At 34.5% G+C, this 24,182-nt stretch carries 17 protein-coding genes; 12 read left to right on the top strand and 5 right to left on the bottom strand.

The genetic code is table 11. The annotated features are described in order from the left end of the window. Positions 1-32 precede the first annotated feature (32 nt). The gene (locus tag FLAPXU55_RS03445; protein WP_180856584.1) at positions 33-1,520 is read right to left on the bottom strand and encodes an ankyrin repeat domain-containing protein; all 1,488 of its coding nucleotides are present in this window, start codon (positions 1,518-1,520) and stop codon (positions 33-35) included. A gap of 730 nt (positions 1,521-2,250) precedes the next feature. Here FLAPXU55_RS03445 and FLAPXU55_RS03440 point away from each other — a divergent pair. The 10 genes from FLAPXU55_RS03440 to FLAPXU55_RS03395 all read left to right on the top strand — a co-directional run bounded on the left by FLAPXU55_RS03440 (position 2,251) and on the right by FLAPXU55_RS03395 (position 14,059). After that, positions 2,251-3,225 (top strand): ribonucleotide-diphosphate reductase subunit beta, encoded by a 975-nt coding sequence (locus FLAPXU55_RS03440; RefSeq protein WP_180856583.1) that lies wholly within the window; start codon positions 2,251-2,253, stop codon positions 3,223-3,225. Positions 3,226-3,237: 12 nt separating this feature from the next. Next, positions 3,238-4,935 (top strand): ribonucleoside-diphosphate reductase subunit alpha, encoded by a 1,698-nt coding sequence (locus FLAPXU55_RS03435; protein WP_180856582.1) that lies wholly within the window; start codon positions 3,238-3,240, stop codon positions 4,933-4,935. Positions 4,936-5,195: 260 nt separating this feature from the next. Further along, entirely contained in the window at positions 5,196-5,588 is a 393-nt protein-coding gene (gene tssD, locus FLAPXU55_RS03430) for a type VI secretion system tube protein TssD (RefSeq protein ID WP_180856581.1), read from the top strand. Positions 5,589-5,662: 74 nt separating this feature from the next. Further along, entirely contained in the window at positions 5,663-6,478 is an 816-nt protein-coding gene (locus FLAPXU55_RS03425; protein ID WP_180856580.1) for a hypothetical protein, read from the top strand. 49 nt (positions 6,479-6,527) lie between these two features. Beyond that, positions 6,528-7,211: a hypothetical protein gene (locus FLAPXU55_RS03420; protein WP_180856579.1), complete on the top strand. Its 684-nt coding sequence runs from the start codon at positions 6,528-6,530 to the stop codon at positions 7,209-7,211. 255 nt (positions 7,212-7,466) lie between these two features. Beyond that, positions 7,467-9,311 (top strand): contractile injection system protein, VgrG/Pvc8 family, encoded by a 1,845-nt coding sequence (locus tag FLAPXU55_RS03415; RefSeq protein ID WP_180856578.1) that lies wholly within the window; start codon positions 7,467-7,469, stop codon positions 9,309-9,311. Positions 9,312-9,365: 54 nt separating this feature from the next. After that, positions 9,366-10,439, top strand: coding sequence for a hypothetical protein (locus tag FLAPXU55_RS03410; RefSeq protein WP_180856577.1), 1,074 nt, complete (start codon positions 9,366-9,368; stop codon positions 10,437-10,439). Next, positions 10,439-11,533: a PAAR-like protein gene (locus FLAPXU55_RS03405; protein ID WP_180856576.1), complete on the top strand. Its 1,095-nt coding sequence runs from the start codon at positions 10,439-10,441 to the stop codon at positions 11,531-11,533. The genes FLAPXU55_RS03410 and FLAPXU55_RS03405 overlap by 1 nt, the downstream gene beginning before the upstream one ends. A gap of 11 nt (positions 11,534-11,544) precedes the next feature. Next, complete coding sequence (locus tag FLAPXU55_RS03400; protein WP_219637239.1) at positions 11,545-12,147, top strand: hypothetical protein; 603 nt, start codon at positions 11,545-11,547, stop codon at positions 12,145-12,147. A gap of 310 nt (positions 12,148-12,457) precedes the next feature. Next, a complete protein-coding gene (locus FLAPXU55_RS03395; protein WP_180856574.1) occupies positions 12,458-14,059 on the top strand; it encodes a Na+/H+ antiporter in 1,602 nt (533 codons plus the stop codon). Between the two features lie 22 nt (positions 14,060-14,081). Here the strand turns inward: FLAPXU55_RS03395 and FLAPXU55_RS03390 are convergent, their stop codons facing one another. Beyond that, positions 14,082-15,659 carry an FAD-dependent oxidoreductase gene (locus FLAPXU55_RS03390; protein WP_180856573.1) on the bottom strand — a complete coding sequence of 526 codons (1,578 nt, stop codon included), beginning with the start codon at positions 15,657-15,659 and terminating at the stop codon, positions 14,082-14,084. A 157-nt stretch (positions 15,660-15,816) separates the two neighbouring features. Beyond that, the gene (locus tag FLAPXU55_RS03385; RefSeq protein WP_180856572.1) at positions 15,817-16,473 is read right to left on the bottom strand and encodes a DUF6766 family protein; all 657 of its coding nucleotides are present in this window, start codon (positions 16,471-16,473) and stop codon (positions 15,817-15,819) included. A 209-nt stretch (positions 16,474-16,682) separates the two neighbouring features. On the opposite strand from FLAPXU55_RS03385, the gene FLAPXU55_RS03380 reads away from it, so the two are divergent. Then, positions 16,683-16,886 (top strand): hypothetical protein, encoded by a 204-nt coding sequence (locus FLAPXU55_RS03380; RefSeq protein ID WP_180856571.1) that lies wholly within the window; start codon positions 16,683-16,685, stop codon positions 16,884-16,886. A 128-nt stretch (positions 16,887-17,014) separates the two neighbouring features. Beyond that, positions 17,015-17,197 (top strand): hypothetical protein, encoded by a 183-nt coding sequence (locus FLAPXU55_RS03375; RefSeq protein WP_180856570.1) that lies wholly within the window; start codon positions 17,015-17,017, stop codon positions 17,195-17,197. Between the two features lie 73 nt (positions 17,198-17,270). Here FLAPXU55_RS03375 and FLAPXU55_RS03370 read toward each other — a convergent pair whose 3' ends face one another. Together FLAPXU55_RS03370 and FLAPXU55_RS03365 are read right to left on the bottom strand one after the other, a co-directional pair. Beyond that, the gene (locus tag FLAPXU55_RS03370) at positions 17,271-18,122 is read right to left on the bottom strand and encodes an outer membrane beta-barrel protein (RefSeq protein ID WP_180856569.1); all 852 of its coding nucleotides are present in this window, start codon (positions 18,120-18,122) and stop codon (positions 17,271-17,273) included. Between the two features lie 52 nt (positions 18,123-18,174). Beyond that, the coding region (locus FLAPXU55_RS03365; protein WP_180856568.1) for a T9SS type A sorting domain-containing protein at positions 18,175-24,182 on the bottom strand (6,008 nt) is incomplete at its 5' end.

Raw genomic sequence — 24,182 nt, 5'->3', positions numbered from 1 at the left:
AATTTTGAATTTTATTTTTTGAATTTTAAGACTTATTTTAAAAAGTCAATTGATACGTTGTTTTTTGTAAGTAGTTCATTTTCTTTTGCCAAAGCATAAGCCGTTTCATCAAATTCTGTATTAATGTCTTTCTTTGCTCCGGCAGAAATAAGATATTTTAAAACTGCATCATCTTTAGATGTCATTGCCGCTCTGTGCAAAGCGGTTAAACCATCTTTGTTTTTAGCATTAATGTCTACTTTTAAATCTGTTATTTTTTTAAGAAGTGTAATGTTATTTTTTGTAATTGCGAAATGGTATAAAGTATTTCCGTCTTTTTGAGTAGCTGCTAAGTTTAATCCTTTGTCCTGAAGTAATTTAGCTTTTGCATCAAAAGGATCAGCAGTCGTTTCTTTTCCGGCAGGTTTGTATGATTGAACCAAATAAACACCTAAATTGTTTCCGTCTTTGTCTTTTACATTTACATCGGCACCTTTGTTTAAAAGTAAAGCTACAGCTTCTGGCGTTCCAGTTCGTACTGCGTTTGTTAAAGCCGATTCTCCCTTTAAGTTTTGTACATTAATATTTTTTGTTGTTGGAAGTAAAATTTCTAAAACCGCAGTTTCTTTAGCCGAAGCCGCAGCCATTAAAGGTGTATTTCCTTCTTTATCAGCTTTATTGGCATCAGCACCTTTGCTTAAAAAGTATTTAACAATTTCAGTCTGATTTGGTTTTCCTGCTAAAATGTGCAATACATTTTGTCCTGCTTTATTTTGTGCATTTGCTTTTAGTTTTACTTCTTCAACTAAATATTTATAGGTTTCAATTGTATTCGTTTCTCTACGGCTTCCTTGTGCTGCAGTAAAAAGTGCATTATCATTTGGTTTTATTCCCTTTTCAATAAGTTTTTTCAGGAAAGGAATGTTTCCAGATCTTGCAGCATAAGTAAAAGCAGTATTTCCTTCATCATCTACATCTTTAAGCGATAATCCTTTTGTAGAAAAATATTCAGCCGCTTTTAAGTCTTTATCAGAAGAAATGGCCAAAAGCAATAAGTTAGCTCCGTTTGCATATTTTTTCTTCGGATCGATTCCGGCTTTGAAGAAAGCTTCATATAAAGCAGGATTTGCCTGCCCGTTTGAAGCTGCAAAATCTGCCGGAGCAGTTCCGTGGCTGTCCTCAAAATTAACGTCAGAACCTTTTTTAATTAAATATTCAACTAATTCTGTATTTCCTCTGTAAGCTGCCCAGTGTAAATATATACGATTATCATGCGTTAATTTTGTTATAGAGTTTCCAGGCTGATCGATTAAGAATTTGATCGTTTCATTTGGAGCATCATTGTTGATTGCCAGTGTCGTAACGTCAAAAGCATTAATGTTAGCTTCTGCCGGATTGTTCCCTTTTGCTATTTCTGCTTTTACTGTTTCAACATTTGGAGATGTTTTCCAGAATGATGCTTCTAAAAGCGTATTTTTTTGCTGTGCATTAACTAATGAAACAGCTGCAAATGCTAAAGAAATAAAAAGATTCTTTTTCATATTTTGTTATGTTGTTTATTGGAGTTCTTGTTCCAAAAATTATAGATGAGATTAAAGTCTATTTAGAATAAATCAAAATAATGACAAATGTAAAGATTAATATTTTTATAGCAAGTTTTATTGCTTTTAAAAGTTTAATTCTAATGAATTTTAATCTAATCCTAAGTTTTCGATTGTCTTTTCTCTGCAACAACTATTTTTTAAAATTTTATGACAACGGTTTTATATTTTGGTTTAATAAGTGTTTAATGTTTTTTATTATTTTAAATTTTAAATAGTTGAATATTAGTTTATTAATATTTTTAAAAGTAGAACATTTTCTAAATTTCAGATTTTATTTTCTATTAGATGAAACTCTTTTAAGAGGAAATTTGACGTTTACTTTTACTCAAAATTAGATCAAAAAAGTCCAAATTTGAATTTTGGATGTTAATAAGTGTTTTTCCATTCTACGGTTTTTTTTCAATTTTTATGTTGACAACTCTATTTAGATTTAGTATAAATAACTGGTATTTGGGCAACTACGAAAAATTATGTGCTTGTTAATAAATTGTTTTTTTAATGGTTTTCCATCTCATTTTTTCCTGTTGATAATTGTTCGGATTTTTAACATCAAAACCTAGTCTAAAGGAGAATCGTGGGTTAATTTTGTAGGTATAGAAAACGCAGTTCCCTACCTCAAATCCTGTAATTTTCTATTCTTACTTAGTCACCGTTAAATACTATATATATGTCTATATTTGATAAAAGAGTCAATTATAAACCTTTTGAATACCCGGAGGTTTTGCAATTTACAGAAGCGATAAATAAAGCGTATTGGGTTCACACAGAAGTTGATTTTACTGCTGATACTCAGGATTTTCATGCTCATTTAACAACAGCAGAAAAAACGGCTGTGAAGAATAGTTTACTGGCAATTGCACAGATTGAGGTAGCTGTAAAAAGTTTTTGGGGAAACATTTACGAGCACTTTCCAAAACCTGAATTTAATGGTTTAGGAACCACTTTTGCAGAGTGTGAATTCAGACATTCTGAATCCTATTCCCGCCTTCTTGAAGTATTAGGTTATAACGATGAATTTGAAAAACTTTTGGACGTTCCGGTTATCCGCAGACGTGTCGATTATCTTTCGAATGTTTTAAAAGATACACGTTCTCAGGACAACCGTAAATATATGGTTTCGCTGATTTTATTCAGTATTTTAATTGAAAACGTTTCGCTTTTCAGCCAGTTTGCTATTCTGCTTTCTTTTACAAGATTTAAAGGTTACATGAAAAATGTAAGCAATATTATTGCTTGGACTTCTATCGATGAACAGATTCATGCTAATGGCGGAATTTTCATTATCAATAAAATCAGAGAAGAATTTCCGGATTATTTTGATGCTGATACTTTAGAATTAATTAGAGAAACGGTTAAGGATTCTATTGCAGTCGAATCAGACATATTAGACTGGATATTTGAAGAAGGTGAAATTGAAAGTATTAAAAAAGGTGATTTAGTGAATTTTATGAAATTTAGACTTGACGAAAGTTTAAAACAAATTGGAATCCCAACCATATTCAATGTTAATATGGAAGATTACAAAGCTTTGGCCTGGTTTGAAGAAGAAGTTTTTGCAAACAGTCTGGATGATTTTTTTGCAAAACGTCCTGTAGAATATACCAAACACGATAAAAGTATTACGGCAAACGATCTTTTCTAATAGCAAAACAGTATGAGTACAATAGATATAAATGAAGTAAATAGTCTTCCGCAAAATGAAGCAGGAACCAAAATGTGGTGGAAGAACTCTGAGAGTGAACAAATTTTAAATCGTGGTTATCTTTTAAAAGGTGAAACGGTAGAAGGTGCAATTGACAGAATTTGTACCGCTGCCGCAAGAAGATTGTATAAACCGGAATTAAAAGAGTCTTTTGTAGAAATGATTGAACGCGGCTGGATGAGTATCAGCTCGCCGGTTTGGGCGAATATGGGAACCGAAAGAGGTTTGCCTATTTCTTGTTTTAACGTACACGTTCCGGATAAAATCGAAGGAATTACACATAAACTGGGCGAAGTGATCATGCAGACTAAAATAGGCGGTGGAACATCGGGTTATTTTGGAGAATTGCGTGAACGCGGAAGTGCGGTAACGGATAACGGAAAGAGTAGTGGAGCGGTAAGTTTTATGAAACTTTTTGATACGGCTATGGACACGATTTCTCAAGGCGGAGTACGTCGCGGAGCTTTTGCAGCGTATTTAGATATTGATCATCCGGATATTGAAGAATTTTTGAAAATTAAAAGTATTGGAAATCCAATCCAGAATTTGTTTACGGGAATTTGTGTTCCTGATTACTGGATGCAGGAAATGATTGATGGTGATAATGATAAAAGGCAAATTTGGGCAAAGGTTTTAGAAAGCCGTCAGCAAAAAGGACTGCCTTATATCTTTTTCAGTGATAACGTAAATAAAAGCAAACCGCAGGTTTATAAAGATCAAAACCTGAGAATCAACGCGAGTAATTTATGCAGTGAGATTATGCTGCCGTCAACTCAGGACGAATCGTTTATCTGCTGTTTATCATCTATGAATTTGGAGCTTTACGAAGAATGGAAAGATACTGAAGCGGTAAAACTGGCTATCTTTTTCCTTGATGCGGTATTGCAGGAATTCATCGAAAAAACGGAAGGTAACTATTATCTTTCGGCAGCGAATAAATTTGCTAAAAGACACCGTGCATTAGGTTTAGGTGTTTTAGGCTGGCATTCTTATTTACAGAAAAATATGATTCCGTTTGAAGGAATGGAAGCTAAATTGAAAACGACAGAAATTTTTAAACATATAAGCGATAAGGCTGATAAAGCAACGCAGGAATTAGCGAGAATTTATGGTGAACCAGAATTGTTGAAAGGTTACGGAAGACGTAATACGACAACAATGGCAATTGCGCCAACAACTTCATCTTCGGCAATTTTAGGGCAGACTTCTCCGGGAATTGAACCTTTTAGCAGTAACTATTATAAAGCTGGTTTGAGTAAAGGTAATTTTATGCGTAAAAATAAATACCTAAAAAAACTGCTTGAAGAAAAAGGTCTGGATAATGAAGAAGTTTGGAGAGAAATTATGCTAAATGGCGGAAGTGTTCAGCACATGTCGCAGCTTTCTCAAACAGAGAAAGATGTTTTTAAAACGTTTAAAGAAATCAGTCAGCTGGAAATTGTACAGCAGGCAGGAATTCGCCAGAAGTTTGTAGATCAGGGACAGAGTTTAAATCTTAATATTCCGGCAGAATTGCCAATTAAGGAAGTAAACCGTTTAATGATCGAAGCATGGCAATTGGGTGTAAAAAGTTTGTATTACCAAAGAAGCCAAAGTGTTTCTAAAGAATTGGTAACAAGTTTGGTCACTTGTAGTAGTTGTGAATCGTAAAAAATAAATTTACTTATAAAATAGTGGAAATTTAATTTCTAATTTTTCAAAAAATTGATGCAAATGCCTCAAGAGCTTATTAACTCTTGAGGCATTTTTTTATGTATATTGTTTATTTTGTTTTCTTTTTCTTACATTATTTAGAAAAAAGTGTTATATTCACATTTTAAATGTAGTATTTTATTTACTATATATAAACGGTAAAATACTTATAACATCCGATCAAAATCAATTTAGTAACCATTAAATAAATAAACAAAATGAGTTTTTTAGCAAAATTAGAATTAGATAATGAAATTTTCAATGTTTTAGAATTTGACGTCAGCTTTAATCAAAGTATTGATAATAATGGAAAACCTGCTAATAAAGCAAAAGGAGGTCAGGTTAGGCTAGTTGTAGAGAGTACAAGTACAGATTTATTTTCGGACTGGATGGTTTCACATACCAGCACTAAAGACGGAAAAGTTATTTTTTATCGCAGAGATGCCATGAGTACAATGAAAAATATAACTTTTAAAAAAGCCTATTGTATTTCGTTTCATAAAAGCTTTCGCAGTGAAGGAACAGTTCCTATGAGAACAGAGATAACAATTACCTCTAATGAAATAAAAATTGGGAATACTTTATTTGAGAATAATTGGAAGAATTCTTAAAGAAAACGAAACTCAATACCAATAACTAAACCATGATAAAAAATAACCAGTTTCATATTATAAAAGCTTCCTTATTGTTTTTGCTATTGTCAGTAAGCTGTAAAAAAGAGCCGGAGCGATGGAAAGAAAAACACATTATATATAAAGATAGTTTATATAAAATTCCTTTAGACACCATTTTAGTGTTTGAAAAAGATAGCAACTTCATAAAAAAGGATGGTTACTACAAGATCTTTTATGTATACCATACAAGTGATTATTTTATAGGTAGAATTAAATATCATAAAAAAGTAGGTTTATGGAAATATTATCATAGTAACGCTTTGGAAGGTGAAGATAACTATAACGATAAGGGAGAATTAGACGGATTCCAGATGGTATACGATCATATTACAGGTAAATTCATTTCGGTCTACCATTTTGTAAATGGAGAACAGGAAGGAATTCAGAAAGAATATCATCCCGAAAATAACACGTTAGCCAGAGTATATACTTTATATAAAAGTTCTTATTACAGAGGTGAATATATCTGCTATAATCTAAATGGAAAAATTATTTATCAGGAGAATTTTGGTAAAGACGGAACTGGTTATTATAAAGAGTTTAGCAATGATTCTTTATATCGAGAAGGTGCGATTCTTAAAGACAGGTATGTGGGTATGCATACTGAGCATGTTCGTTTTTATGAAGGATTACCGTTGACGATCCAGACGTTTAATAATCAAAAGGGGGATTTATATATGGTTAAAAAATTTGGCAATCTATATATCTATAAGACAAAAGGGGACTCTATGGTTTACTATTATTCAAAGAATAAAACTAAAAGGGTAACTTTTTTAAAAGGAAAAATAATTAAAAAGGAACAATATAAAGATACGATATGGCCATAACTTATTATTGGCAGGTAAAGTTTCTGTGAATCAAAGAAAATTATAAATAATGAGAATAGAAAAAATAGCAATAGAAGCGGAGAACTTAGGCAACGATCCTATTATGATGAATAGTTATAGAGATTTCTATAACAATAAGGGTTATGTTTTAACGAAAAATTCATTCTTGAAAGATGCAAGCCCCAAAATATCAAAATTTCCAAATCAAGCACAATTTCTCTATGATTGGAAACATTTATTTACAAATGCCCAGAGAGTATATTTATTGGATTTATCAGGTGTAAATGAGAAAGATGTAAATCTTAAAACGTATGACAAAATAAAGTATGCAAGCGATATGAAGTGGTCAAATAAATACTTTGTAGTTAATTATGGTACAAACGCAATATGGGCTTGTAACATATTTGTTGGGGAGGCTTTATTTAATGCAGGATATAAATTTTTGAATGCAGATAAGAAATATTACTCGGCAAAGCAAATCTGGAATGCTGAAGGTCCTTTTAAAATCGTCGATAAAAAAAATGTTAAGAGAGGACATATTGCAGCATTTAATGGCAGCCATGTCGAGATAGTTACAAAAGTTAATAGAGGTCAAAAACTCTTTGATGATGATTTTTGTTCAAGAGGCGCCGGTCGAGGTCCATTTGATTTTGGTACAGAAAAATGTGAAGGGATATTTGGGAATAAAAGGGAAATTGATAATGAAGAGATTCGGTTTTTAACTCTTAGATGATATGAGATACCCATTATTTCATTATTTAGGAGGTTTTCTTTGGTGGATATTAATTAGGTTTTGGAATACAAAACTTGAAAATGAACAATCTGATGATAAGTGGAGCAGGAATATTTTTTTTCTAATTGTTATTGGAATTTTTACAGCATTCATTACAATTAGATTTTTTTAATGATCAACTTATTCATAATACAAATTTAGAGTACAATTCCAAACAAAAGTTGACAATAAAGATTTACTAAAACAAAATACAAAATGGCATTACAAACAAACACAACAATAAAAATTGGTGAAACAATAATTAAAAATTTCAGCCACTTAAAAATTAATCAGGAAATACACGATCATCATGCTTTTTCTATAGAAGTGCGACATGATTTATTGGTAAGCGAATTTGAAAGCGTTATGCCGGTTTCGCAACGGCTTAGCGGCGAAAAAATAAGCATAGAAATAAAAGCGGTACCAGATCTTGATGATCTTATGGTAGTTACAAATCCGCAGGATTATATCATGCAGTTTTATGGAATTGTTACAAAAGTAACCATGAGAAAATCACGTATGATGAGCATGGAAGAGACAATTTTGATTGAAGGATATAGTGAATCTATTATTTTAGACAGTGGTCCAGAATCACATTCCTTTACGAGTATGTCGATGGAAGCAATTGTCAATAAAGTTATGGCAGAATATGATATTGCTAAGGAAGTCAATCCTTTTCACAGTGACAATCTTCCTTACACGGTACAGTATAACGAAAGTGATTTTGATTTCTTAAACCGTTTAGCAATGCGCTATGGACAATGGTTTTTTTATAACGGTCGTATGATGGTTTTTGGAGGTCCAAGAGGTGGGATACCTCCAAAACTAATGTACGGAGTCAATATGCATGATTTTAGTTATGATATCAAGTTGGCACCTGCTTTATTTAAAGTTATAGAAGATGACAACAGAAAAGGGCAGCATTCTGTAGATCAAACCTTGCAATATAGAAATGAAGTCGATGGATTTCATCAAAATTTCATTAATAAATCTAATCTGGTTTTTAGCAAAGAAACGGTTGTACAGTTAAATCAGAATGCTGTTGGCGGTTATGGAGATAGTGCTTCTAAAGAATATGCCAAAAACAAAATGCGTTCGGCAATGAGCAGCATGATGCAGGTTGAAGCCTCGAGTGAAGTTCCCGGAATAACCGTAGGAAGTAATGTGCGTATAAGTGGTGTAGACATACAATTAGAGAGTACATACAGAGTAATCCAAATTACACATACCTGCGATGATGGCGGCAGTTACGAAAACTATTTTACAGCAGTAAACTTTAGCGGTGCGGTTTTCTCACCAAGAACAAATCCAGATTTGATTCCGCGTTGTGAGAGTCAGTCGGCTGTAATTATTTCCAATAATGATCCTGATGGTCTAGGTGGTTTAAAAGTACAAATGCTGTGGCAGGAAGCCAAAGGAGAAACAACACCATTTATACCAATGGTACAACCCCACGGAGGCGGAGGTAAAGGATTTTACTTTATTCCGGAAGTAGGGGAAAGAGTTTTCCTGGATTTTCAGTCAGGTAATGCCGAAATGCCCGTTGTAGTAGGAACCTTGTCCAGTAAAAATTCCAAAACTACTTACCATTCACCAAATAATGACATTAAAGGTATCAGAACCCGAAGCGGTATTGAAACCTTAAGTAATGATGCAAAAGGAAGCTGGAAACAAAGTACACCAGATGGTAATTATATAGAACTGGATGGAAGTAGGAATATTACAAATAATGCAGTTGTAAATATGACCAATAATGTTGGAGAAAAAATGAGTATTAATGTAGGAGGAAATGAACAATCTCCAACTCAATGTATAGTTGAAATGGATAATGAAGGGCGATTTCTTATGACAACTGAAAAGAATGTTGCCATTTATGCTAAAGAAAATATAACGTTTCAAGTAGGTAAAAGTAGTATCACTATTACAAAGGGGGGAATAGAATTAAAAAGTGACAGTATTGCTTTAAGAAGTATACAAACTGCGATCTATGGTAAAGGATCAGCGAGAGCTATTTTTAATGATACCACTCAAATTGATGGTTCACAAGTGTTTATAAAATAAAATTTTATTTAAATGTATAAAGATTAGTTATATATCATAAAAAAAATAAAAAGAATGGCATACGAAATTTATAAAATAGTTGCAGAGGAAAAAATAGCTGAAGTAGCTGCTAAATTTAAAACTACAGTTGCAGAAATAAAAAGGTTGAATCCTGATGTAAGGTATTTTACGGCATTTTTTGGTCCTGAATATATTAGCGCCTTGCAGAATATAAAAGTTCCTGCAAGAGACATTCCTCTTAAACAATTAACAGAAGATGCAAAACTGGGAGTAGGTAATTTATCGTTTACCAATCAAGCCAGATACAGATGCGAGCAAAGTGTTGTAACTAAAATTAATGGTGTCGTTCAAAATCATGCTGATACTAAAACGGAGTTTATAGTAGGAAAACAAGAAACAAAAGACGGTCTTTTTATAAAGGTACAAATGACAGATAATATTCTGCAAATGTATCCAGACGAAATGGAAGAGACTATTACGCTTGTTAATGACATAGAAAATGTAAAAAGTGATGCCATTTTTCTTGTAAACCCAAATACAGGAAAAATAAGGAAGGTAATTAACCATCATGAAATAGTTTTTAAATGGAAACAACACCGTGAACATCTCCAGAGCAAATATGCTTTTATACGATCTAAAGAAAACAAAGAGAATCTGGAAAAATTTATAGAAATGGCAGGAAATCAGATTTTATCTGAAGCTAATTTGATTATAGATTATGAGAGTAAACTCTTTCACCAGCTTTTTTTTGATAAGTATCTCGTAACAAATAAAGATTTGCTTGAGCCTTATAAAAAGACTTTTTACTCACAATTATTTACCGGACTTTCTGTAGATCTCGAGTTTAGACAAGATATGCTTTCAGAAACAGAACACACCATTGGGGTACGAAAAGTAGGCGATATGCCCAAAACTTACGATCATAGTAAGCTAGAGCAAATGTATAATGACAAGTTTCTGCCTTTGATTAAATACAAATTCTCAGAATTTAATTTTAGTTACAGACAGCGGGATGCTATTAATACCACGGAAAAATGGATTGAAAGTTCAGATGTAACTATGATTGAACAAGTAAAAAACAACATACAGATCTTGATAGATTATAAACTTAAAAAAATAGAACTATAATGTCACAATCATTTGTACCTCAAGGGACATCAGTAATTTGCACTATGATGACTTGTGGCTCTCCACAAGAAATAGGAATTACAAGAACGGCATATAATATTCATACTGAAAAAGGACAGCCACTTCTTAATATTAATGACAAAAAGTTATCTGCAGAATTTGGATGTAAAAAACCTGCAAAATTTTGGGGAGGACTAAAAGCATTATGTATTGGGATTGCCATTGCCGCTGCAGTCGTTTTAACTGGTGGAGCTGCAATAGCTATAGTAGCAGTGGCTTTAACAGTAGCAGTGGCTGCTGGTGTAACATCTATATACAAAACAGCACATGCCTGCGATGTAATTTCTTCTTATGAATGGGTATTTTTTCATCAAACAGTTTATATAGAAGGAGCTAGTGCTTTATTAAACAGTTCTCAAATGACCTGCATAGAAGGAAAAGGCTTAATAAATATTATTATGGATCCTGTTATAGCTCGAGATGCGGCAGAATATATAAGTAATAATAATAACAAAGAAATTTTAGCTCAAGAGGGATCTATGCTCGCTATGGGATTTATTGGTGTTTACTCAGCAGCAGTGTTGGCACCAACAGCCGCACTAGCATTATCAGCAGTATCTGTTTCTGCTGTCGTTTCTCTAGCGATGTATGCTCCCGGTGAATGGATGGGAGATAATATTTCGAATGAAGCAGGTGCAAATGTTGCATCAAATGTGACTGGTGATCTTGTTGGTACAGCCGTAACTGCAGGTGAATCTGGAGTGTTAAAAGAAGTAGCAATAGGCGTTGCCGAAAATACAGCTAACAAAAGTTTACCAAGTATGGTAAGAGGTTTAGCTCAATATGGGGCTGGATCTGTAATGGATGATATAGGAAAAAGCCTTGAAGGTGCTATACGCTATGCTGTTGGGAAAACTAAATTTAACTTTTCTATAGATACGCCAAGTTTAGGCGGTATGTTATGCAATATTATTATTGGAACTGCATCTGATAACTATGAGAATGGGTTAAAGGATGCTACAGAGAAAGCAAGTGATAAATTCAATACAGATGATAAATCAAATGGAATAAGTGTAATTGCTTTAACAAAATAAGAATGGTAAAAATGAAGAACTTTTTTATAAGTGCATTAGCAATGCTATCCATTATAGGATGTTTGAATGGCATCATTAATTATTTTTTCCTATGGGAAAATAATGGGAAAAAATATTGTAAACAATATATTGAGAATTCAAAAAAAATTAAGGTTAGAGTTGATGAAAAGAATTTCGATGAAAAGTTTGGTTATACTAATTATCTTAAATACACCATTTTTTATAAAGGAATAACAGGGGGAAGCAAAGATTATATGTTTTTAGACAATTACACCCATAAATATTTTAAAATCATGCGTTTTGATATACATGATTTGTCTATTACATCTGGTCAAATTTCACAAATTGATGGCAAAGAATTATATATAATGGTAAATAATGAAGAAATAAATGATAAGTCTTACGGTACATTTTCCAACCCAATACATGTTTTTTATTATAAAGGAGTCGAAAAGCCAATTCAAAAATATTGGTTTTCAAGAGAAGAAAACAAAATTGTTTATGAAAGTATCGAACCTACACAAAAAGAATACGAATACAATGTAACTCAATATTTAACTTATGTAATGACAGCAAAAATGTTTAAGGAAAGGTTTGATAAAAATAAGTCTTAAAAATTACAAATAAAGAAAAAGAGTAAAATATATAAATTCTATGGTGTAGATTTTCGAACAGAATTATTACTAGGATTTATCGCAGGTTTTGTTTGCATTCTGTTTTGTTTTTTTATTTGTAAGTTGAGTGGAGTAGTAGTGCTTTGTGTAACGGTAACTTGTTCTACGAGGGGTTTCATAACCGGTAAGAGAAATTTGTGGCATATACGTTCCCAGTTTTAATTTTGAATGATATTCTAATTTAATTATCATAAAATATTAATTTAGCAACTAGAAATTATCATCCAAAACAAATAAATACCCGCAGTAAATGGAAAATATCACAGTAATTATAATGTTACTTTTTGGCGTAGCTTTTCTTAGTTTAGTAAGTAAAAGGTATAATTTTCCAATTCCTATTGTACTTGTACTCTGTGGTGTAATTATTAGTGTTGTGCCGGGATTGCCGGTTATTGCGCTGAGTCCTGAGGTTGTTTTTATTATCTTCCTTCCCCCGCTTTTGTATCATGCGGCATGGCATACAAGCTGGTCTGATTTTAAACAAACAATCCGCCCGATAACTTTGGCGGCTGTTGGTTTGGTTTTTTTTACTACAGGATTGGTTGCTGTTGTTGCACACTGGCTTATAGATGATATTTCCTGGCCGTTAGCTTTTTTACTTGGAGCGATTGTTTCGCCTCCAGATGCAGTTTCTGCAACGTCTATTACTAAAGGTTTGGGTCTGCACCCAAGATTAATCGCCATTCTTGAAGGAGAGAGTTTAGTGAATGATGCCAGCGGTCTTGTGGCTTATAAATATGCTTTAACAGCCATTACAGCAGGAAATTTTGTTTTGTGGCAGGCAGGATTAAACTTTGTTTTGATGTCGGTTTTAGGAATTGCAATAGGAGTGGCTGTTGGTTTTATAATGTATTATATCCATAAAAGGTTCGTTTGTGATGATATTATTGAGGTAACACTTACGTTATTGACACCATTTTCATCTTATTTGATTGCAGAGCATTTTCATGGTTCCGGAGTTTTGGCAGTAGTATCAACCGGACTTTTTTTGGCTGCAAGATCCGGAGCTATTTTTTCGCATGAAAGCCGAATCATGACCAATACGATATGGGATGTTTTAAGTAATATTCTAAACGGTTTAATCTTCATTTTAATTGGATTGCAGCTACGGCAGATTATTGAAGGAATAAGTAATTATTCTGGAGATTCGTTATTTATTTGGGGAGCTGTAATTAGTATTGTTGTAATTGTTGTTCGCTTTTTATGGGTAGTTCCGGCAACGATAATTCCAAGGATGCTCAGTAAAAAAATCCGAATGAAGGAAGAATTTGATTATCGCAATATGATTGTCTTTGGATGGTCGGGAATGCGCGGCGTGGTTTCGATGGCTGCGGCTTTGGCACTGCCATTGATGCTGAATAAAACCGAAGAGTTTCCGCTTAGAAACCTAATTATTTATTTGGTTTTTTGTGTGATTCTTTCCACTTTGGTAATTCAGGGACTTACGCTTCCGTGGTTAATTAAAAAGCTTAAAATTGAACGTTATTCTATTTTAGCCGAAGAATATGATGTTCGAAATATTATTGTTTCTGAAACTATTGCACATATCGAAGATAATCTTTCATTGTTAGATGATGAATTGTTGCATAATATTAAAAGTAAATACGAAGTAAAATTTAATCGTTTGCAGAAAACGGAACTTCCTGCAAACTTTTTTGGAAACGGAAAAGTATTTGGAAACGAAATTTTTAATGATTTTACCAAAATTCAAATTGATCTTTTGAATGTAGAGCGCGGTAAACTCGAAGTTATGCATAAAGCGGGTTCTGTAAACGAAGAGATTTTTCGAAAAATAGAAAAAGAACTTGATCTTGAAGAAACGCGTCTTTGGATGGAAATGTATGAGGAATAGATTTTAAATAAGCTATAAATCTTTATTTGACTTGAATTTTGTTCAGATCGTTTTTTGCAGGGCCATTTATAACTGTACCGTCGGCGGCAAATCTTGAACCGTGGCAAGGACAGTCAAATGATTTTTCATCGGGATTCCACTGCACAATACAGCCTAAATGTGGGCAGACTGCAGAAAAAGCTTGGAGCATATTATCATAATCCCGATAGGCGGCAATTTTTTTTAATCCAAGAGAGAGAATCCCGCCTTCGCCGGCTTTTAAGTCTGCCGGATTATTTATATCAGATGCGGTAATCCAATCCAGATATTGTGCTGCCATATTTCCGGCTTCTTTCATAAAATCTCCTAAGGCTTTAAAAGTGATTCGTGATGGATTATATAAATCTTCCCATTTGTTTTTAATTCCCAAAATTTGATCTGTAATAATCATGGCGCCAATTGTGGCGTGTGTCATACCATTTCCAGAATCCCCAGTGATAATATAGATGTTTTCATCGCCGGGATTTTTACCCATAAACCCTAAAGAATCGAAAGGTTCCATAACCTGCCCAGACCATTTATAGTTAATTTCGTCCAGCATTGGAAAATATTTTCTGGTCCAGATTTCCAGCTTTTCATATCTTGATAATGCAGATATTCCTTCTTCATCTTCTTGCCCGGTTTTATGATCTTCTCCGCCTGAAATCAACAAGTCGTATTTGTCATCAAATTTTTCTAAACGAACATAATGATAGGGCTGCGAAACCCATTTTGATTCCATATCGCCCGTGTCCCACCATAAGGAATAGGGAATGACTCCTTTTGGAATTTTTCCGGCAATAACATAAGTTCTGTAAGCGTGCTGTTTGGTATGCATGGTTAAAACATCATTTACTGGCGTGTTAGTTGCCACAACTATGTGTTTTGCAATAAAATTGAAACCATTTACTGAAGCTCCTTCTTTGGTAATACTGTCTGCATGTGCTTCAGTGAAAATGGTTCCACCGAGAGCTGTAACAGCCTCGGCAAGTCCTTTTAAATAATGTAAAACATGAAACTGTCCCTGATTTCTAAATTCAATAGATCTTTGGTTTTGAGTTCCGTCTAAATATGGTGTATTGTTTAATAGTGAGGTTTGGAGTCCGGCATCCTTTGATGCCTGAAATTCTTTGTCGAGATTTTCTTCTTTATCGCTTGGATGAAGAAATAAATAACCCTTTACTCTTTTAAAATCACAGTCTATATTTAATCTAGTAACTATTTTTTCAATTTCATCAATTGCTGCGGTATGGCTTTCAGCTGCAAGGTGAGCACTTTCTTTGCCAAATGTATTTTCAAGATAGTAATATCTGTCATCAAGTGCACAGGTTAAATGTGCTGTAGTTCTTCCGGTTTCGCCGCTTCCTATAAATCCATCTTCGACTAAAACTACTTTTTTTCCTGCTTTTAAAAGTTTATATGCAGTTGTTAAGCCGGCAATTCCGCCGCCAATGATAAGTACTTCAGTTGAAATATCCTGACTTGGTTTATCAAAAGACAAAATTGGAGTTGTATCAATCCAAAAGGAAACATTATCGCCAGAAGTTATACTTCCTTCATTTAAGTTATCTGAATTATTCATATTGTAGTTTTAAATAAATGAAAATCATATAAGTGCACTCAAAGCTACAACCTAGAATAAAAAAGAGGCTTACATTTTTATTGTCAATATTTTATAGTATTTCCAGTCAGAATAGGAATAAGTCAAAATTCAGTATTAAAAAATTTATATTTTTAAATTAAACTCCGGTTTCCATGTTGGGAGCATCTACGGGTTTTGATTGAGAAGAGCCAATTTGGCGTAGGTATATAGATAATATTACGATAGCAAATACTGATAGAAATTCGCTCTGCCAATTTTGAAAAGATTCAAACCAAAATCTTGAATTTTTTATAAAGGAGGAAATCGTTTCTAATTGTTTTCCTTCCAAAAGTAATTTTTCATTTTCGTCTTTAAGACTTCCATAAAAATGAAGTATTAATGAAATAAGAAATAGTAACAATAGTGAAGCTGATAGGGAATGTTTGTATAGTGTCAAAATAAAGCCTCCTTTTTTAACGGGCCACGGAGCATTTTTTCGGTTAGGATCTGGTTCCCGGTCTACTTCTTCTTTTTGATTAATTTTTTTTGATTCTGATGACCCTTTTTGTTTTAAGAAAATAGTAAATACAACAAAAAGGCCCATTTGAAGAAATTCACTTTCCCAGTTTTCAAAAGTAGATTCAATGAAATGTCCTGATAAAAGATACGAGCCCAGACTTATTATTTTTCCTCCTTCGCTAATAAGTTCTTTATTGTGTTCTTCAAAACCAAATAAAATCTGACCAATTAAAGTTCCTCCAAATAGTATCAAAAAGCAGATACTTAAACCATTATTGCGAAAATAAGTTTTCATTTTAATATTGTTTCTACAAATTTCACAAAATCACCGTTTATGCAGTTATATAATTAAATTTTCAATTTATACATTTTGCATTGTATAACAATAGTTTAACACATTTCTTTGATTCATATAAAGGATTGCAGAAATTATGTAATAGTTTTGATATTCAGAAAGTTAAATTTGAAATATTAAAATGAATGCAAACAGAAAAAAATATAATTATGAAAACGATATTAAAAATTAAAATTGCAATGTTGGTTCTGTTAACGGGATTAGCATTTTCTTGTAAAAAGAATGAACCAACAATAGAGTCTCAAAACAGTATAGATTCGACTGAAGCTATTATTGATACTGTAGGACCAGATGTTGATACAGTTACAAATGATACGGTTAGAACTATTACTACAGATTCTGTTAAGAAATAGAATATAAATAGCAATCGAAATTAGAAAAACCTGTAATGGATTAGTCCGTTACAGGTTTTTGTTATTTATAATGATTATAAGTTTTTTTAATAGTCAAAACAGTATTTTTGGTTATAAAAAACAAATTTATGAAAATGACAAACTTTATTAAAATTTTATCTTTTACTTTATTGATAGTAAGTATTGTGAGCTGCAGTGTTCATAACTCTTCTTCATCATCAGGAAAAATTCCTCCTGGACAGGCTAAAAAAGCGTCTGGAAGTAAAAGTGCAAAAGCTTATGCTCCGGGTCAGCAAAAGAAGAGAAGATAATTGCTCTGGATTTATTTATAAAACAAAAAAGCTATTCAATACTGAATAGCTTTTTTTAATTGGTCAAAAATTATTATCGCAATGCAAATCTTAATTTAAGACCGTATGAAACAAGTCTGGCACTGCTGCTTAAAGGAGAATTAAGTAAGGTATCATATCCTAATTGTACGGGTTGTTGAGCATTGTATATAACAATTTGCCCGTTTCCGGTTTTCTCATAGATATTATTTAGACCATACTCAAAATAGGCACCAATATAAAAAGAATTTCTAGTTCCTAATTCTTGTTTTAAACCAGTTTCAAAAGTGGCTGAATAAGAAACTTCTGTATTAAGATCTTGTTTATCGGTTACTAAATCATTTGTACTTGCAAAACCTGCAAAAGCCGGACTAAACAATTCTACATTGTATTGTGGATAGTAACCGCTTGTAGTTAGATTTTGAAAAGTTGTTTGGTAACTTCCGCTTGACGCGAAACCAATTTTAGCCCCCGCAGCGACATATAATTTAGATGTTCCCGGAGTTTCAAATTGAACATTAATTGGCACATTGATATAAGCCAGTTTTTGTTCTTCTCTCACATTCGTACCTTTGTATCTAAATTGAAAATTCTCATTTTCAGCGTCAGTAGCAGCGTATGCTCCTGCAAAGAAATTATATTTTAAATCTGAATTGTAGGTTTGATATTCAACTCCAATTCCTAAGCTTAAACTTTCGCTTAAATAATAAGAATAACGAAGACCTGCATTAACGCCAATTCCCGGTACTGTTTTTCCGGAAGAATTAGCATCGATATAAGAAAATGGCCCTCCCAAAGAAATCGAAAATTCTTGTTTTTTATCCTGGCCATAACTATTTAAAGACGCTGCTAAAAATGCCGTGAAAATGGCAATGGATGTGATATAGCTGTAAATATTTTTTTTCATCTTAAGTTATATTATGCCAGTACTATTTTTATCTAGTACTGGCAGGGTTTATTTATTTTACAATTACTTTGAAAGTTTTTTTGATGTTAGGCGTTTCAAGAACTACCATGTACATATTGCTCTCAGTTGTTTGAGGTAATTGTATTTCAGTTTTAGCTGTAGATGATTGTACAGTTTTTACCAATTGACCTGTAACAGTGTAAAGGCTAATTTGCATTTTCGCTAATTCTTCTTCAGGGAAATCTGCTTCAACAGTAACTACTTTTCCAATTTCAATTGGGTTAGGATAAACTTTAGCCAGCAGCGTATTTGTCAACGTAACTTTAGAAGCACATACATATAGTACTTTTCCATCTTTAGTTGTCATTTTTACACTATAATCTGCCGTTGGATCTAATAATGAAGTAATGCTGTTTCCTGCAGAATAATACTGACCAGTTCCTATTGGCTCATCGTTTTTGAACCATTCGTAAGAAGCAAACTCATAACCGCCATTTGTCTGTGGATTGTTATTTACAAGAAGTACGTTATTAAATTTCTGTTTAACAATGTCAAAGAAATTAAATGGTTTCACAACTACTAAAGAGTAAGTTGCAGATAAACTTCCATCTTGTGATGTAATTGTTACATTCTGACTGTAAATTCCTGGTTTAGGAGTTTGAATTGTAAAATTAGAAGAAGGAGTTATTATTGCACCTGATTCATTTAAGATAGATACATTTGGATTTGTTTCCCCACATGGAAGTACATAAAAAATTGTTTTTCCAGGGTTATCAAAAACTTTCGTTCCAATAGTGATTTTCTTAACATCGATATTGTTGTTTAAGATCACTAACAACTGTGAAACATCGGCAGCAGGAAGATAATTATTATCTCCAGGCTGATGAGCCGTAATTAATACATCACCAGATCTTAACATATTTACCACGCCTGTAGCAGAAACTGTTGCAGGAGCTAATGGTGCAGTATATGTTGATGTGTAAGTAACAGCTAAATTTGAATTTGAAGTCGCTGTTAAATTAAAGGTATTATTTGCTCCAAGTGTTTTAACCGGAATTGCATTAAATGTAATTTGCTGTGCTGCTTTATTAATAACAAGATTAGCTGTTAGGGTTACTACTGCACAATTTGACGCGCTGGCTGATGGTGTTACTGTCGCAGTAACTACATAAGTACCAGCATTTGTTGACGTATTGTTTGCAGAATAGGTAACAGTTGCTCCAGTTGGCAGATTTGCAACTTGCAATGCATGAGCATTTCCATCGTATGTAAACTGAGCGCCGGTAAAAGTTACAGCATTCAATGGAGAAGCAAGTACTTTTACTGTTTGCGGTTGTGTTGTAATGTTTCCATTTCCGTCATCATATTTCCATGTAATTACATAAGTTCCTACTGCATTGTAGCTTAAAGGATCTGTTGTTGTTCCATTTAAAATTCCTGCACAATTATCTGTAGCAGTTGGAATAGCAATATCTGATGCTGAAACTGAACAATAGTTACTTATTTCCGGAAGATTAGCTACAGTTGGTACTGGCGCTGTTACATCTGGAGTTGTAATAATAGTTATTGTTTGAGTTAATAAACATCCATTAGCATCTGTAATTGTTACAGAATAAGTTCCTGCGCTTAATCCAGTTGCTGTTGCAGATGTTCCACCGACTGGTGACCAAGCATAAGTATATGGTGCTGTTCCTCCAGTTGCAGTTACTGTTGCAGTTCCGTTAGTTCCTCCGTTGCAAGAAACATCAGTTTTAGATATTGTTGCAGCAAGAATTGTTGGTTGAGCAATAGTAACAGATTGTGTTGTAGTACAACCGTTAGCGTCTGTAATAGTTGCAGTGTAAGTTCCTGCACTTAATCCAGTTGCTGTTGCAGCTGTTCCACCTGATGGTGACCAAGAATAAGTATAAGCTCCAGTTCCTCCAGTTGCAGTTACCGTTGCAGATCCATTATTTCCTCCGTTGCAAGAAATATCTGTTTTAGATGTTGTTGCAGCAAGAATTGTTGGTTGAGCAATAATAATAGATTGTGTTGTTGTACAACCGTTAGCATCTGTAATAGTTGCAGTATAAGTTCCTGCGCTTAATCCAGTTGCTGTTGCAGCTGTTCCACCTGATGGTGCCCAAGAATAAGTATAAGCACCAGTTCCTCCGGTTACATTTACAGTTGCAGATCCGTTAGATCCTCCGTTACAAGAAACATCTGTTTTAGATGATGTTACAGAAAGGGCAGAAGGTTCAGTAATTGTTATTGTTTGTGTTGTAAAACATCCGTTTGCATCTGTAATAGTTGCTGTATAAGTACCTGCGCTTAATCCAGAAGCTGTTTCAGCTGTTCCACCTAATGGTGACCAAGAATAAGTATATGGTGCTGTACCTCCAGTTGCTGTTACCGTTGCAGTTCCGTTAGTTCCTGCGTTACAAGAAACATCTGTTTTAGATGATGTTGCAGCAAGAATCGTTGGTTCAGTAATTGTAACAGATTGAGTTGTAGTACAACCATTAGCATCTGTAATTGTTGCAGTATAAGTTCCCGCAGCAAGACCAGAAGCTGTTGCAGCTGTTCCACCAGCTGGTGACCAAGAATAAGCATACGGTGCTGTTCCTCCAGTTGCAGTTACTGTTGCAGTTCCGTTAGTTCCTGCATTACAAGAAACATCTGTTTGTGATGCTGTTGCAGAAAGAATTGCTGGTTCAGTAATAGTAATACTTTGTGTTGTTTGACACGCGTTTGCATCTGTTACAGTTACTGTATAAGTTCCTGCGTTTAATCCAGTTGCTGTTGCAGCTGTTCCTCCAAAAGGTGCCCAAGAATAAGTATAAGCTCCAGTTCCTCCAGTTACAGTTACAGTCGCAGTTCCGTTAGTTCCTGCGTTGCAAGAAACATCTGTTTTAGATATTGTTGCAGCAAGGATTGTTGGTTCAGCAATAGTAACAGATTGAGTTGTAGTACATCCGTTAGCATCTGTAATTGTTGCAGTATATGTTCCTGCGCTTAATCCATTTGCTGTTGCATTTGTTCCTCCAGATGGAGCCCAAGAGTATGTATAACCAGGAGTTCCTCCGGTTACATTTACAGTTGCAGATCCGTTAGCTCCTCCGTTACAAGAAACATCTGTTTTAGATGATGTTACAGAAAGGGCAGAAGGTTCAGTGATTGTTACTGTTTGTGTTGTAAAACATCCGTTAGCATCTGTAATTGTAGCAGTATAAGTTCCAGCACTTAATCCAGAAGCTGTTGCAGCTGTTCCACCTGATGGTGACCAAGAATAAGTATATGGTGCTGTTCCTCCGGCTGCAGTTACAGTGGCAGTTCCGTTAGTTCCTGTATTACAAGAAACATCTGTTTGAGATGTACTTGCATTAAGGATTGTAGGTTCAGTAATTGTAACAGATTGTGTTGTAGTACATCCGTTGGCATCAGTTACAGTTACTGTATAAGTTCCAGCAGCAAGACCTGTTGCAGTTGGAGCAGTTCCTCCAGAAGGAGACCAAGAATAAGTATATGGTGCAGTTCCTCCAGTTGCAGTTACAGTTGCAGTTCCGTTAGTCCCTCCGTTGCAAGAAACATCTGTTTGAGATATTGTTGCAGAAAGAACAGCTGGTTCAATGATTGTTACTGTTTGTATTGTTTGACATCCATTAGCATCAGTAATGGTTGCTGTAAAAAGTCCAGCGGCAAGACCTGTTGCAGTCGCAGCAGTTCCTCCATAAGGAGACCAAGAGTAAGTATATGCTCCAGTTCCTCCAGACACAGTTACAGTTGCAGTTCCGTTTGCTGCACCATTACAAGAAATATCTGTTTGTGATGCAGATGTTGTCATAGCAGTTGGTTCTGTTATAACAATAGATTCAGTTGCGGTGCAACCATTAGCGTCTGTAACGGTTACAGTGTAAGTTCCTGGAATAAGATTGTTTATCAATGCAGTAGTTTCTCCAGAAGGACTCCAAGAATAAGTGTAAGGAGCGGTTCCTCCAACAGGAGTTATAGTTGCAGTTCCGTTTGCCCCTCCATTACAAGAAACATCTGTATGAGATGGAGTTAAAGTAAGTAGAGTAGGTTCTGTAATTGTAACAGATTGAGTTGTAAAACAACCATTAGCATCTGTAATTGTTGCAGTATAAGTTCCAGGACTTAATCCAGAAGCAGTAGCTGCTGTTCCTCCAGAAGGAGACCAAGAATAAGTATATGGTAAAGTACCTCCAGTTGGAATTACTGTGGCATTTCCGTTGTTTAATCCATTACAAGTAACATCAGTTTGAGATGCTGTTGCAGCAAGACTAGCTGGTTCTGTAATAGTAACAGATGCAGATATCTGACAGAAGTTTGCATCTTGTACAGTTACTGTATAGGTTCCTGCAGCAAGGCCAGAAGCAGTAGCTGCATTTCCTCCAGTTGGAGCCCAAGAGTATGTGTAAGCACCAGTTCCTCCAGTTACATTTACTGTAGCAGTTCCATTAGTTCCTCCGTTGCAGGAAACATCTGTTTGTGATGTAGTAGCAGCAAGGATTGTTGGTTCTGTAATAGTAAAACTTTGTGTTTTGTTACATAAGTTAGCGTCTGTAACAGTTACAGTATAAGTTCCTGCAGAAAGACCATTTGCTGTTGCAGCTGTTCCTCCAGATGGTGCCCAAGAATAGGTATAACCTCCAGTTCCTCCTGTAACAGTAACACTTGCAGATCCGTTTGCTCCTCCATTACAAGAAGTATTTATTTGCGGATTTGGTGTTACTATAAGTTCAGTTGGTTCTGTAATAGTAAAGTTTTTTACAATAGAACATCCGTTAGCAGATGTAATTGTTACAGAATAATTACCCGCTGTAAGATTAGTTGCTGTATCAGCATTGCCGCCAGAAGGTGACCATACGTAAGTAAAAGGCCCAGGTGCTCCGCTTGGAACTACAGCAGCAGATCCTGTATTTGTCCCAAAACATAATACATCAGTTTGTGAAGTAGTTGCAACTAAAGTATTTGTTGTAGTAATTGTAAAGTTTTTTGTTATTGTACAACCATTAGCATCAGTAATTAGAACACTATTAGCTCCGGCAGTTAATCCGGTTGCTATTGCAGTTGTATCACCAGATGGTGACCATAAATAAGAATATGGAGTTGTACCACCGCTAACACTTACGGCTGCCTGACCACCAGTTGAACAAGTTGCATTTATTTGACTTTGTGTAGCAAATAAGGCGCTTGGCTGCGTGATTGTAAAACTTTGTGTTATTGAACAGCCATTAGAGTCTGTTACTAAAACACTATAGTTCCCTATTGCTAATCCTGTAGCAGTTGCAGCAGTTCCTCCAGAAGGTGACCATAAATAAGTATATGGAGATGTACCTCCAGATACAACTACTGAAGCCGTTCCCGTTGCACCGCCATTGCAAAGAACATCGGTTTGTGATGATGTTAACGATAAAATTGCAGGTTCAGTAATAGTAAAACTTTGTGTACTTTGACATACATTAGCATCTGTAACAGTTACTGTATAAGTTCCTTGTGTTAAACCAGACGCAGTAGCAGCATTTCCTCCGGTTGGTGACCATGAGTAAGTGTAAGCTCCGGTTCCACCAGTTACATTTACAGTTGCAGTACCATTTGTACCACCGTTACAAGAAACATTAGTTTGAGAACCAAAACTTGCTACAAGAGCAGCAGGTTCAGTAATCGTAAAGCTTTGAGTAGTTTGACATCCATTTGCATCAGTAACTGTAACAGTAAATGTTCCTGCTGATAGTCCATTTGCACTAGCAGTATTTCCTCCGTATGGAGCCCAAGAATATGTATAACCAGGAGTTCCTCCGCTTACAGAAACTGTAGCAGTTCCATTTGCACCTCCATTACATGAAACATCTGTTTGTCCAACAGCAGTAGCTGTAAGTGCAGCTACAGGTTCAGTAAGTGTAAAACTTTGAGTTTTCTGACATAAGTTACTATCAGTAACTGTAACCGTATATGTACCAGCTGTTAGTCCAGTTGCAGTTGCAGCAGTTCCTCCAGAAGGTGACCAAGAATAAGTATAAGCACTAGTTCCTCCTGAAACGGCTACACTAGCAGATCCAG

It is taken from the genome of Flavobacterium panici (assembly GCF_903819335.1).
Classification (GTDB): domain Bacteria; phylum Bacteroidota; class Bacteroidia; order Flavobacteriales; family Flavobacteriaceae; genus Flavobacterium; species Flavobacterium panici.
This window is presented reverse-complemented; position numbering and strand designations above follow the sequence as displayed.

Excerpts from the sequence above, each read along its gene's own strand:
- FLAPXU55_RS03445 (WP_180856584.1), bottom strand. The coding sequence starts at position 1,520 with ATGAAAAAGAATCTTTTTATTTCTTTAGCATTTGCAGCTGTTTCATTA.
- FLAPXU55_RS03440 (WP_180856583.1), top strand. The coding sequence starts at position 2,251 with ATGTCTATATTTGATAAAAGAGTCAATTATAAACCTTTTGAATACCCG.
- FLAPXU55_RS03435 (WP_180856582.1), top strand. The coding sequence starts at position 3,238 with ATGAGTACAATAGATATAAATGAAGTAAATAGTCTTCCGCAAAATGAA.
- tssD (WP_180856581.1), top strand. The coding sequence starts at position 5,196 with ATGAGTTTTTTAGCAAAATTAGAATTAGATAATGAAATTTTCAATGTT.
- FLAPXU55_RS03420 (WP_180856579.1), top strand. The coding sequence starts at position 6,528 with ATGAGAATAGAAAAAATAGCAATAGAAGCGGAGAACTTAGGCAACGAT.
- FLAPXU55_RS03415 (WP_180856578.1), top strand. The coding sequence starts at position 7,467 with ATGGCATTACAAACAAACACAACAATAAAAATTGGTGAAACAATAATT.
- FLAPXU55_RS03410 (WP_180856577.1), top strand. The coding sequence starts at position 9,366 with ATGGCATACGAAATTTATAAAATAGTTGCAGAGGAAAAAATAGCTGAA.
- FLAPXU55_RS03405 (WP_180856576.1), top strand. The coding sequence starts at position 10,439 with ATGTCACAATCATTTGTACCTCAAGGGACATCAGTAATTTGCACTATG.
- FLAPXU55_RS03400 (WP_219637239.1), top strand. The coding sequence starts at position 11,545 with ATGAAGAACTTTTTTATAAGTGCATTAGCAATGCTATCCATTATAGGA.
- FLAPXU55_RS03395 (WP_180856574.1), top strand. The coding sequence starts at position 12,458 with ATGGAAAATATCACAGTAATTATAATGTTACTTTTTGGCGTAGCTTTT.
- FLAPXU55_RS03390 (WP_180856573.1), bottom strand. The coding sequence starts at position 15,659 with ATGAATAATTCAGATAACTTAAATGAAGGAAGTATAACTTCTGGCGAT.
- FLAPXU55_RS03385 (WP_180856572.1), bottom strand. The coding sequence starts at position 16,473 with ATGAAAACTTATTTTCGCAATAATGGTTTAAGTATCTGCTTTTTGATA.
- FLAPXU55_RS03380 (WP_180856571.1), top strand. The coding sequence starts at position 16,683 with ATGAAAACGATATTAAAAATTAAAATTGCAATGTTGGTTCTGTTAACG.
- FLAPXU55_RS03375 (WP_180856570.1), top strand. The coding sequence starts at position 17,015 with ATGAAAATGACAAACTTTATTAAAATTTTATCTTTTACTTTATTGATA.
- FLAPXU55_RS03370 (WP_180856569.1), bottom strand. The coding sequence starts at position 18,122 with ATGAAAAAAAATATTTACAGCTATATCACATCCATTGCCATTTTCACG.